The sequence below is a fragment of the Streptomyces glaucescens genome, assembly GCF_002154375.1.
Taxonomy (GTDB): Bacteria; Actinomycetota; Actinomycetes; order Streptomycetales; family Streptomycetaceae; genus Streptomyces; species Streptomyces glaucescens.
On the sequence record NZ_MUND01000036.1, the window covers coordinates 1 to 10,735 of the forward strand.

The window sequence follows — 10,735 nt, forward strand, 5'->3', positions numbered from 1 at the left end:
ACGGCAACGCGGACGGCGCCGACCCGGACACCCTCGCCACCCGCATCGTCGACACCCTGCTGCACGGCGCCGTCCGCGTTGCCGTGCAGGGATTCCCCGATGAGCGCGTAGTAGACCCGGCGCACCCAGTCGAGGTCGGCCGCTTCGTCGATGAGCTTGTCGTCCTGAGCCCGCTTCAGTACCGCGACGCATCTGCGGGCGATGTCCTGATGGAGGACGGCGGCCTCGCTGTCCGGGTCGGCCGGCAGCTCCAGGGCGAACGCCCAGGCGCTCTTGACCTGCAGCACGTTGGCCGTGATCCGGTGCATCGCCACCAGCGGCGGCGCGGTGTCCGGCCTGCCGTCGTCCACTGCCCGGGCGAGCTGACGAGCGGCGGATGACGCCAACGCCTCGATCAGTGCCTGCCGGTTGGCGAACCGCCGGTGGATCGTCGTGCGTGCCACTCCCGCGGCTGCGGCGATCTGCTCCATGGAGGCGCCGGGATCTTCGGCGAGTACCCGCTCGGCCGCTTCCAGGATCGCCCGCACGCTGCGTTCCGCGTCCGCCCGCAGCGATCGTTCCGCCGTCTCACCCATCACGCCTCCTACTGGACCGCTTGTCCGGAAACATCGTACATCCGTGACGCGATGCTGACCCTAACTGCATCATCTCTGTTGCGGTTCGTGGAAGTAGCGATACATACTTCACCCAGTTGCTCTCGACTGAAGGAGAAACTCGTGAACAGCACCGCCCTCATCACCGGAGCGTCGTCCGGCCTCGGCGCGGAGTTCGCCGCGCAGCTCGCCGCCCAGGGACGCGATGTGATCCTCGTGGCCCGCTCCGGAGACCGGCTTGCCGCCCTTGCCGAGCGCCTGACCGCCGAGCACGGCGTCCGCGCACATGTGCTGGTCCAGGACCTTGCCGAGCCGGACGCGGCCCGCCGCATCGCCGACGGGCTGACCGCCCGCGGTCTGAGCGTCGACCTGCTGGTCAACAACGCCGGATTCGGGACCTGCGGCCGCTTCGAGGAGATCTCCGGGGCCCGCGACCACGACCAGTTGATGGTCAATGTCGTCGCCCTCGTCGACCTCACCCACGAACTCCTGCCCGGCATGCTGGAGCGCGGCCGTGGGGCGGTCGTCAACGTCGCGTCCAACGCCGCCTTCCAGCCCGCCCCGTACTTCGCCGTCTACGGTGCGGCCAAGGCCTTCGTGCTGAACTTCGGTCTCGCCCTGCGTCAGGAGTACCGCCGGCGCGGCATCCGCGTGCTCACCTTGTGCCCCGGCCCGGTCGAGACCGCCTTCTTCGACACCATCGGCACCCGCCGGGCGGCTGTCACCGGTTCCATGACCACCGCGGAGCCTGTCGTCCGCGCCGCGCTGCGCGCGCTGGAGCGCGACCGCGGCTATGTCTCCCCCGGACTTGGCAACGCCCTGGCCGCACACCTGACACCCCGCCGCCCCCGGACCCTGGTCGCGGCCATCGCCGAACGCGTCACCCGCAAGGTCCTGGCCCCCTCGGCCGTCTCCTCGACATCGCCGGAGCACGCCGCATGAGAGCTGCCACCGTCCCTGGCGGCGCCGCCTCGGCGATGCTGCTCGTCGGCACCTCGACCGCGGTCTCCGTCGCCATCGCCGACCACCCGGTCTTCGCGGGACAAGCCTTGCGGTGTGCGCTCGCCGGCGATCCTGCTGATCGCCGTGGGCCACCGGCGCCTGCCCCGCGTGCGCCTGACCGCACGTGACGTCCGCTGCTGATCGCGCCGGCCGCCACCGGCTTGCCAGGGTTCAACGTCTTCCTCGTCGAAGCCACCCGGCACGCTGGGCCCGCCCTGATCGCCGCTGTGGTCGGAGCAGTCCCTTTCGTGCCTGCCCTGGTGGGGCCATGATGGACCGTCGGCGCCTTGCGCCCCGCACTGTCGGCGCCGCGATCGTGGTGGCACTCGGCACAGCCGTCGCCGGCCTCGGCTCGGGCAGCGTGAGGGCCTCCTCCTGTCCCTCGGCGCACTCGCCGGCGAGGTGACCTTCTCCCTGCCGGTCGTCCCGCTCCTGCCCAGACTCGGCACCGCCCCTGCGCACACCTCTGCGCCGAGTCCCAGCGATGCCTTCAAGCCTCGCAGCAGTTCGAAGGCCCCGACTCCGACGACGCCACGCGCGGACAGGCGGTCGACAGGGCGGCGTCAGGGTGTGCGGTCCAACCAGGACCGATGAAGGAGTCGTCGCGGGTTCACCCCTGATGCCATGATGCGTGACCAACGGAGAGGAGCACACCAGTGACAGGCGCGATGTCCTTCCTGCTGGAACGCCTGCACGCGGCCGGCCTGACCGACGTCGTCGCGGTCGAGCCGGCCACTGGAGGCCTCGCCGCGACCGCGGGCCTCGCCCGTCGCGGTGACGGCACGTCGGTCTTCGTCAAGGCGTTCGGCGAGCCGCCGTCGGACGACGCCTTCGCCGCGGAAGCTGAAGGGCTCACCGTGCTGCGCGAGACCGGCGGCATCGCCACACCGGAGATCATCCTCGCGGACCGCGACCTGCTCGTGCTGTCCGTGCTGCAGCCCCGGCCAAGCACCGAGGCCTTCTGGGAGCAGTTCGCGCATGCGCTCGCCCACCTGCACACCACCACGCGGTACCCCCGATTCGGGTGGCACCGGGACAACTGGCTGGGCCGTCGTCGGCAAGTCAACACCTGGCATGACGACGGGTTCGAGTTCTTCGCCCAGCACCGTCTGCTGCGCTGGCTCGGTGAGCGTCGCGTCCGGGAGGCGCTCGACGCCGCGGACCGGGCGGCGCTGCAACGGCTGTGCGACCGGCTGCCCGAGCTGCTGCCGGTCAGGCCCGCGTGCCTGACGCACGGCGACCTTTGGGCGCTGAACGCCATGGCCACCCCCGACGGGCGGCCCGCACTGATCGACCCGGCTGTTTCGTACACGTGGGCCGAGGTCGACCTGGCCCACCTGTGGACGACGGCGCCGCCGCCCGAGGCGCACGCATTCTTCGAGCTGTACGCCGAGCTGACCGGGCTCGACCGCGACTGGCGCGAACGCATGCCGATCCTCCAGCTACGCCAGCACCTGGCCGTGATCGCCCAGTTCGACCCCGACTGGGGCGCCGCCGACCTCGTTCGCGCCACACTCGCCCCGTTCCGGCGGCGGCCCTGAGGTCAGGTCGACACCGCCCAGGATGCCGTAACGCGTGGCGGGGGACCGGGGCGGCTGCGACTGGCAACCCCTCGGTCCGCGACCACCAGATCTTCTCCGGTCCGCTCGCCCAGCACCTCTCGACTCAGCTGAGCGATTCCAGGACGTCGGGGGTGCCGTCAAGGGCAGGACCACAACCTGCGGGTAGGTGCGCAGCTACGAGTTCCACGGCCTCATCGGCAGTAACAGGGCCACCGATCTGCTCCCGCCCCGAACCGCGAGGCTCATGCAGCCGAACAACACGGAAGAGCCGTCCGTCATAGGGGAATATCGAGGGCAGGTCTTGCGACCAAGGGAAGCGGGTACACCGGCTGAACTGGAGCGATCCATGGCTCACCAGCGGAAACAGAGCCCGGAGGGCAGGGTTCGCGTATGCCGCCTCTACAAGGGGCTTGTCGATGAGGCTCGCGTCCCACTCTCGCACGACCTGCCACTTGGCTGCCACAGGGTCGTCTGATGCTGTCTCGAATATGTCCTTCTCTGCCATGCTCGGACTGTAGCGGCTGCTCTGCAAGAGCTCAGTTACACGCCGCCGTTCGCCTTCCTCGCTGCCGCACGGCTGAACTTCTGGCGTCTGAGCCGTCCCTGCTGAATTCTCCACAGACAGGCGCCGCGACGTGTACCGGATGACACAGCCACTGCAGCCACCCTCGCGGCGGGCCACGGCCGGGTCGGTCGTCGGCGGGCGCAGGTCAGCGGCGCCTCCGAGCGGTGGTCCGCGAACAGCGCCTCCAACGCCACGCCCCGCCGCCCGTACGGCCAGCCGGTCAGGTCCGCGCGCGCGTGCACCGCGAGGTTGCAACGGACCCCCCGCGCAGGGCTCTGCGAGGGGGGTCCGCCGATCCGGCTGCCTACTGCACGTCGACGTGGTCGGCGACGGCGACGGACGGCGCGTTGTCCGCGTCACCGGCGTAGGCGAAGCGGTAGTAGCCGTCGTACGTGGCGGTGGTCGTGGTGCGCAGACCGCCCTCGCTGTTCGACTTGGCGGTTTTGGAAGTAGCGGGCGTGGGCGACGGCGTAGGCGAACTTGCCGCCTGTCGCCGCCAGGTTGTCGGAGTGGGCGGCTGCGTAGCTGACGGCCATGTTGCACCACGGGCCGCGCAGTCCGTACCACCGGGTGATGACGTTGTTGTTGGAGCCGGGCGGGTTCTCCCTGACTCCCAGCAGCTTGCGGGCCGCAGTGAGCATTCCCTGAACGTGCGGTACGCCATCGACCCCGCTCGCATGGTCGCCGCGGTGTGCCGCCGGGCCGGTGGGACGCTGACACGCGAGCAGTGGCGTACGTACCTGGCGGACGTGCCGTACCGGGGGCTGTGCGGGCGGGAGTGAACCACTGCCGTCCCATTCGGCGACAGCCCGCCGCGGGCTCGTAGGATGCCTGGATGCCCAAGCCATTACGAACGAGCCGCCGCACGTGGGTTGCCGCGTGGGCGGTGCTGTGCGCTGCCGGTGTCGCGGCCACCGCCGTACTGGACGCCTCCCCGGCGCCTGAGCCGCAGCCCGAGAAGCACGAAGAGCCCGTCAGCGCCGAGTGCGCCGAGTACATCGCGGACATCGAGACGGAGCTGGCCAAGGCCGAGGAGGAAGGCAAGGACGACGGCGTGCTGGCCTTCACGCGAATCTCGGCCGGCGCGGACGACTGCAGCGACGAGCTGCGCGACCACTTCAGCGGCGACCGGTGAACCGCGCCGCAGGGCTCGCCGCGATAGCGGGGCTGACGTGCGTCGGTGCCGCGGCGATCATTGCTGTGGGCGCCGCGACGGAACCGGAGCCGCGGCCCACACCGACCCGGGTGTACTCATCCTGTCTGGCGGCCGACACCAAGCCGGTGTCTGCGGACGACGACCCGTGCGACGGCCGCTGAAGAGCCGGTGAGCCGACCATCAGCCGGCTCGTCCCGGTGATCATTGGGACGCCGCCGCACTCCCGGCCCTGCGTGCCCCGGTGGCCGTGCGGAAGCGGGCCTTCGGGTCCGGTGGCAGCAGCGTCGCCACGACCTGCCACAGCGGCTCGGGAATGCCCACCGGCGCCCCGGGCGTCCGGTACCACCGCGTCGGCCGCGGCGGCGACCGCTGCCTCCGCCGGTGTGGACGGCACGGTGCGGATGCGACCGGGGTCGGGCCACGACCACGGCGGTCGGCAGCTACCGGGTGGGTCCACAGGGACGAAACGACGGATGTCTGATCGTTATTTGACGGAGGCGGGCGGGCCTTTCTTGATCGGTTAGCGTGTCCGAGCAGGCGGTCCGACGAGACGCGGCCGCAGCCCACGGCGACGACAGGGGTGGCGACGCCTCCCACCGCCGAGGGCGCTGCGGTGCCCATTCAGCAAGGGGACACGGGGGGATACAACATGGGCATATCTGGTGGTGGGTCGCGAGACGGCGGCCGCGGACGCCGCAAGGGACTGGCCGGGCGTGTGTACGTGACGGCACTGGCTGTCGTGGGGACGGCTGTCCCACTCGCGGTGAATGCACCGCCTGCCCTGGCCCAGGACGCCGCGGGTGCGGCCCAGGAGATCGTGATCCCGCCTGCGGAACGGGCCGTACCTCGCCGGGACATCCCGCTGGCCGTGGGCACGACGGGCTTCCTCCACGAGCAGGAGGGCCTGCCCGGCTACACCTGGACCGACTACGCCGGCGGCACGTCGAAGGCGGTTCCGGGCCTCGGGGCCCTGCCCGCTGGGACGATGGTGCGCCCGGTGGGAGCGGAGGGTGACCTGCTCGCTCTGTCTCCCAGCCCGGTCAAGGGCGTCGGCTGGTACACCCTGCTCGATCCGCACACCGGCGGACGCACGGAGGTGCAGCTCCCCGCCGGGTACGACTTCCGGGGCACGACCGGCGGCAAGGTGCTGGCCGTCGAGAAGGCCAGCAGCGGTACCCCCTCCGCCGCGGTGCTTCTGGGCACCGGGCCCGAGCCGACGGAGCCACTGCGTCTCACCGGCCTGCCCGAGGGAGCGCAGATGGGCTCACTGCAACCCAGGGGTATGGACGGACGGCACGCGGTGGTGTCGTACGGGCAGGGCGGCACGGTGCGTTACGGGCTGCTGGACTCCTCCACGGCAGTGATCACCCCGCTGTCCGATGCGCTCAGCGGCTCAGGAGTGCGCGTCTTTCTCGGTGCGGACCGCATCGCCTGGTGGGGCCAGGACGGTGGAGTCCTGCGCTGGGTGCCTCGTGGTGATGTGACGTCCGGTGTGCGGCAGTTGCCCCTTCCCGGCGACGCGGTGCCCGTGGCTCTCGTCGGCGGCACCCTCCTGACCACGAGCCCGGACGCCACCTCCAACGCCCCGCTCGGCAGGCCGCTGACGGCCCGGCCGCTCGATACTGATGCCCCCGTCACCGCGCTTGAGCACATCGCGGCCGTCTCGGACAACCTCCTGCAGTCGGCGGACGGCAGCGCCGTCTTCGTCGGAGGTTCGGATACGGGCGACTGGGGGGTGCACCGTTTCTACCAGGGGCCTGACGGGGCGTTGGCGCGCCACGTCGCACAGCCCCTGCCTCCTGTGGTCAGCGACGTGCTGGGTGTGAACCTCTACCGCGGCATGCTCAACCGGGTGGACGGTCTTGCGGGCCGGCTCTCCATCCACCAGCAGGACGTCGGCACCGGACCGGTGCCCGTGGCAGGATCGGTCAAGCCGGTACCGGCGGAGCTGCCCGCCTCCGTCGTTCGCTGCGACACGGGAGTCGACTGCGTCCGGATCGTCGAGGGCAACGGGTACGGGCTTGCCTTCCTGGCCCGGGCGGACGGGCGGACGTACCTCGAGACCCGCGAGGACGCCTACACCTCGTATCTGCGGATGGCGCTGCCCGGCAGTGGCGGCACGGTCAGGGACGCGTCTTCGTCGTACGTGGTGGTCGACGGCGGCTCCCCGAGAACCCAGTACCTGATCAGCCCGGGCTACAACAAGGTGATCCGCAGCCGACCCGTGCAGGCCGCGGCCCTGTGGTACTCCACGCTGTGGAGCGCCTCCGTCGGCAGCCCGGGCACCCTGACCGGGGAGCGATTTCACCTGAACGCCTCCACCCCGGGCACACCCGTGCGCACCGTCCGGACCGGTGTCGCCTGCGTCCCCACCGACCTGCAGGCAACGGCGCGATGGCTGTACTGGTCCTGCGGTACGGGCAAGCAGTCGGGCGTGTACGACCTGAAGAACAACCGCGGTTTCGCCGTGCCCTCCGGTCCGGCCATGCTCGGGGACGGCTATGTCGTCCGGCACGACCGGGAAGCGGGCGAACTCAGGCTGACGGACTTCCACACCGGCAGCCCCCTCGCCGAACGCTCCTTCGCCGCCCTGGCGGCCGGCACGCTGACGGACGACCGCAGGATCACCTGGACAGTGGACAAGTACGGCGGCCACATCGCCTACGTGGACGCCGACCGTCGCGTGCACGTGGTCACGGACGGCGTACCGGACTCCGCCCCGGTCACGGGCGAGGCGGACACCTCCGGCCACGTCGCCCCGAGACATCCCACGGGTACCTACGGCACCTGGTCCGCCTCCCTGCAGCCGAGCCGCCCCGTGGACTCCTGGGAACTGGCCATCACCCACCGCGCCACCGGGCGCCGGGTCGCGCTGAAGAAGGGCGGAGCCGAACGCGGTCACCACGCCATCCACATCTCGTGGAACGGCAGGGAGTCCAGCGGCGCTCCCGCACCGAGCGGTGTGTACACCTGGCAGCTGACCGCCAGGTACGGCGGTGGCAGTGTCCCGGCCAGAGTGGGAAGCGGCACGCTGGAGGTCCTGTGCGGCCGCCTGCCCACGCACGTCTACGACTGCGACGGCTTCCCCGACCTGCTCGCGGTGCGCAAGGACGGCAGGACCGACTCCTGGGAGGGACACCCCAAGGGCCACCTGTACAACCGCAGCTACACCGCGGACTGGCCCACCAGCTCGACCCTGGTGTCGGCAGGGGACCTGAACAGTGACGGATACGCAGACCTGCTGGTGCGCAACTCCGCCGGCGAACTGCGCGCGTACTGGGGCATCGGCCAGGTGTACTTCGACCGCGCGACCAACAAGTCCACCCGCCTCGGCACCGGCTGGGGCATCTACGACGTGATGACCTCTCCCGGGGACCTCAACCGCGACGGGCATCCCGACCTCGTGACCCGTGACCGCAACGGCGCCCTGTGGCTCTACGCCGGCACCGGCAAGGGTGCGTTCAAGTCCAGAGTGCGCATCGCCACGGGGCTGGCCGGCTACACGGCACTGGTCGGCGTGGGCGACCTCGACGGCGATGCCGACGGGGACCTGCTGGGCCGGGACAGGTACGGAAACCTGTACCGCTGGTACGGCAACGGCAGGAGTGGCTTCGGGGGACGCGTGAAGATCGCCTCGGGCTTCAACAGCTACAACACCCTGGTGGGTATCGGCGACCTGACCCAGGACGGTCGCAACGACCTCCTCACCCGCGACAGCTCGGGCAACCTGTATCGCTGGTCGGGCAACGGAAACGGCGGCTTCACCCACCGCACACGGATCGGCACCGGATGGGGCATCTACAAGACGCTCAACTAGACACCGGCAGGAAAGCCCTGGGCACGTCGGAGCGTTCGCGTGGGTGAGCGGGTCGGCGTCGTCGGACTCCGAACTGCGCGGGCCCTGCGGCGGCGGTGATCACGCCCACCTCACCTGGCGCAAGAACGGCCGGTGGGGGCACCATCCACCGCTCGGCACGGTCGGAGTCTGGGGCGCCGAGGCTGACCACAGCGCGGTCCTGAGCTGATCGTGCGGTTCTTCCCCCGACCAGGGGACCAGACTCGCCACCCTCACCACAAGGAGTGAAGATGGGAGATATGACCGCCAGGACGCGCGTGGCGGGTCTCGTCGTCGCGTATGCGCCCCTGGTCGACGCGACCAACGCGTGCGATGCGCTGGACGAGGTGGTGGTGGCTGCCGACAGTTGGGCCACGGCCACGGACCTCATCCGAGCCTGCGGCTACCGCAAGGTTCCCAGACGGGCCATGAGCGGCAAGGTCCCGGCGGAGGCGGTCGAGGTGGCCCTCACGGATCCCGGAACGGTTTTCCGGAAGCGCTGCATGTCGGAGGCGCCGTGGACACCCGCCGCGACGTGAGGGAGAACACTGACACTCAGAGGCAGCAGCGGTGGAACGGACGGTGGAACGGACGGAAACCGTGAGCATCCGACGGGCGGCGGATCACGGTCTGGACCCGGGCCAGGTCCACCACTCATCCGTGGAGCCGCGCGCGGCCGGGCCCTTGCCGAGTTCCTCCTCGAACGGCGAACCGGCATCGGTGACGGTCGGGGAGTTCGCCGGCCCCGCCGAGCGCAAGGCCTCCCGTCCTCGGGACCCAGGGCAGCTCAACGTCGCTCGAAGTCGTGTCTGATGCGCAGGGCGAGTTGTCCCGCGACGTAGTGGTGGTAGCGGTGGTTGGGGTGGATCAGCGCCGGCTCACCCCATCCGCCGACCCCGACCACGCCGATCCTTTCGGTGTAGCCCTCCACCCACTTCGTGTCGCGCGGAGCGCAGGCGTCCTTACCGACGGTGGCACGGTACGTGTCGACGAATTCCGTCGGCATGCCTCGCTCGGCTGCACCGGCCGTCGCGGAGGCAATGGCCGCATTGATGCCGTCCAGGATCTGACGCAGCCAGGTGATGTCTCCCTTGTTCAGGGTGAACAGCTCCTGGGAGTTGCGGGCGCAGGTGCTGGTGTCCACAGGGAGCACGGAGGGGTAGCCGACCACGTACATGCGTGCGTGCGGCGCCCTGGCATGCAGTTCGCCGAGTAGCGTTCCGTACTTGCTGATCAGTGCTTGCTTCGGCCGGTCGAGATGCGGGTCGTCAGCAGGCAGTCCCAGGCCGGCGTACTTGCCGGCCCTGAGGTTGTCCTGGCACTGATCGGGGTTGTCGCTGGCGGCGTCGGCTTCGAGGCACGTGGTTGCCAGACGGCTGAAGTAGTCGTTGCCGCCGATGCCGACCGTGATGATGTCAGTGTCGGGAGCTACCGCCTCGATCTGCGGTGGATGCGCCGGGAACGGGGCCAGCGGATCAGCCTGGAGCAGCCCCAGCCTGTCGAGTGAAGCATGTCCTACCGGCCTCTGTGGCGTGGCCAGGACGTTTTCGGTAGTGGCTCCTCCGCACGTGACGTTCACGGTACGCCCGAGCCGGTCGGCCAGCTCGTCCTTCAAGACGTACGGATAGGATCGCAACGTCCGCTCACACCCCGACTTGCCGGGCTCGTCCGACTCCGCTGGATCACCGGCGAGGCGGGTGTAGCCCGCCGAGTACGAGTCACCCAGGTTGACCATGCTCAGCCTCGCGGCGCGCGTGTGGGTCCCGTCCACGTCAGCGCTCGCGCCGCTGCCCGTCCCAACTGCTGCCATGAACGCCACAGCCGCGGAACCCAGTGCTTTCGCCATGGTCTTCGAACACACGAGACGTCCACACTCCTCAGGTGCAGGCCGCGCCCACCGCGGCGGTCCAGTGGATGTGTCCCCGCACCCGTGGACCGACACGCCCCACGTCACCTGTACGAGGGCGCCAGGATCACCGCTGCGGCCGGTGGTACAGAGCGCAGGTCCGCGCGCTCCCCACC

Annotated in this window: 10 protein-coding genes and 2 pseudogenes; 6 read left to right on the forward strand and 6 right to left on the reverse strand. The window is 70.3% G+C overall.

The genetic code is table 11. The features are described from left to right. Window positions 1-575: TetR/AcrR family transcriptional regulator (locus CCN42_RS02780; protein ID WP_422641183.1), on the reverse strand; the 575-nt coding region annotated here is incomplete at its 3' end. Between the two features lie 141 nt (window positions 576-716). Between CCN42_RS02780 and CCN42_RS02785 the strand changes: the two genes are divergently transcribed. After that, the gene (locus CCN42_RS02785) at window positions 717-1,535 is read left to right on the forward strand and encodes an SDR family NAD(P)-dependent oxidoreductase (RefSeq protein ID WP_086732902.1); all 819 of its coding nucleotides are present in this window, start codon (window positions 717-719) and stop codon (window positions 1,533-1,535) included. A 716-nt stretch (window positions 1,536-2,251) separates the two neighbouring features. Then, window positions 2,252-3,136: a fructosamine kinase family protein gene (locus CCN42_RS02790; protein WP_245877120.1), complete on the forward strand. Its 885-nt coding sequence runs from the start codon at window positions 2,252-2,254 to the stop codon at window positions 3,134-3,136. Window positions 3,137-3,260: 124 nt separating this feature from the next. On the opposite strand, the gene CCN42_RS02795 is transcribed toward CCN42_RS02790, so the two are convergent. Both CCN42_RS02795 and CCN42_RS42015 read right to left on the reverse strand, forming a co-directional pair. After that, window positions 3,261-3,662 carry a DUF6193 family natural product biosynthesis protein gene (locus CCN42_RS02795; RefSeq protein ID WP_086732904.1) on the reverse strand — a complete coding sequence of 134 codons (402 nt, stop codon included), beginning with the start codon at window positions 3,660-3,662 and terminating at the stop codon, window positions 3,261-3,263. A gap of 416 nt (window positions 3,663-4,078) precedes the next feature. Then, window positions 4,079-4,363 (reverse strand): hypothetical protein, encoded by a 285-nt coding sequence (locus CCN42_RS42015; RefSeq protein WP_143661833.1) that lies wholly within the window; start codon window positions 4,361-4,363, stop codon window positions 4,079-4,081. Between the two features lie 9 nt (window positions 4,364-4,372). On the opposite strand from CCN42_RS42015, the gene CCN42_RS45585 reads away from it, so the two are divergent. Together CCN42_RS45585 and CCN42_RS02800 are read left to right on the forward strand one after the other, a co-directional pair. Then, window positions 4,373-4,504 carry a hypothetical protein gene (locus CCN42_RS45585; protein ID WP_281259465.1) on the forward strand — a complete coding sequence of 44 codons (132 nt, stop codon included), beginning with the start codon at window positions 4,373-4,375 and terminating at the stop codon, window positions 4,502-4,504. 53 nt (window positions 4,505-4,557) lie between these two features. Next, the gene (locus tag CCN42_RS02800; protein ID WP_086732905.1) at window positions 4,558-4,857 is read left to right on the forward strand and encodes a hypothetical protein; all 300 of its coding nucleotides are present in this window, start codon (window positions 4,558-4,560) and stop codon (window positions 4,855-4,857) included. 231 nt (window positions 4,858-5,088) lie between these two features. Here the strand turns inward: CCN42_RS02800 and CCN42_RS44125 are convergent. Next, window positions 5,089-5,214 (reverse strand): annotated as a pseudogene (locus CCN42_RS44125) (serine/threonine protein kinase); the annotation flags it as partial. A 427-nt stretch (window positions 5,215-5,641) separates the two neighbouring features. Between CCN42_RS44125 and CCN42_RS02815 the strand changes: the two are divergent. Together CCN42_RS02815 and CCN42_RS02820 are read left to right on the forward strand one after the other, a co-directional pair. Beyond that, window positions 5,642-8,695, forward strand: coding sequence for an FG-GAP repeat domain-containing protein (locus CCN42_RS02815; RefSeq protein ID WP_158102055.1), 3,054 nt, complete (start codon window positions 5,642-5,644; stop codon window positions 8,693-8,695). A 278-nt stretch (window positions 8,696-8,973) separates the two neighbouring features. After that, the gene (locus CCN42_RS02820) at window positions 8,974-9,252 is read left to right on the forward strand and encodes a hypothetical protein (protein ID WP_086732909.1); all 279 of its coding nucleotides are present in this window, start codon (window positions 8,974-8,976) and stop codon (window positions 9,250-9,252) included. 76 nt (window positions 9,253-9,328) lie between these two features. On the opposite strand, the pseudogene CCN42_RS46035 reads toward CCN42_RS02820, so the two are convergent. Together CCN42_RS46035 and CCN42_RS02830 are read right to left on the reverse strand one after the other, a co-directional pair. Beyond that, window positions 9,329-9,483, reverse strand: a pseudogene (locus CCN42_RS46035) (IS630 family transposase); the annotation flags it as partial. Window positions 9,484-9,500: 17 nt separating this feature from the next. Further along, a complete protein-coding gene (locus CCN42_RS02830; RefSeq protein ID WP_143661834.1) occupies window positions 9,501-10,574 on the reverse strand; it encodes an SGNH/GDSL hydrolase family protein in 1,074 nt (357 codons plus the stop codon). Window positions 10,575-10,735: the final 161 nt, after the last annotated feature.

What these genes read in the sequence shown, in the direction of transcription:
- CCN42_RS02795 (WP_086732904.1), bottom strand. Translation starts at nt 3,662, where the DNA reads ATGGCAGAGAAGGACATATTCGAGACAGCATCAGACGACCCTGTGGCA.
- CCN42_RS42015 (WP_143661833.1), bottom strand. Translation starts at nt 4,363, where the DNA reads ATGCTCACTGCGGCCCGCAAGCTGCTGGGAGTCAGGGAGAACCCGCCC.
- CCN42_RS02800 (WP_086732905.1), top strand. Translation starts at nt 4,558, where the DNA reads ATGCCCAAGCCATTACGAACGAGCCGCCGCACGTGGGTTGCCGCGTGG.
- CCN42_RS02820 (WP_086732909.1), top strand. Translation starts at nt 8,974, where the DNA reads ATGACCGCCAGGACGCGCGTGGCGGGTCTCGTCGTCGCGTATGCGCCC.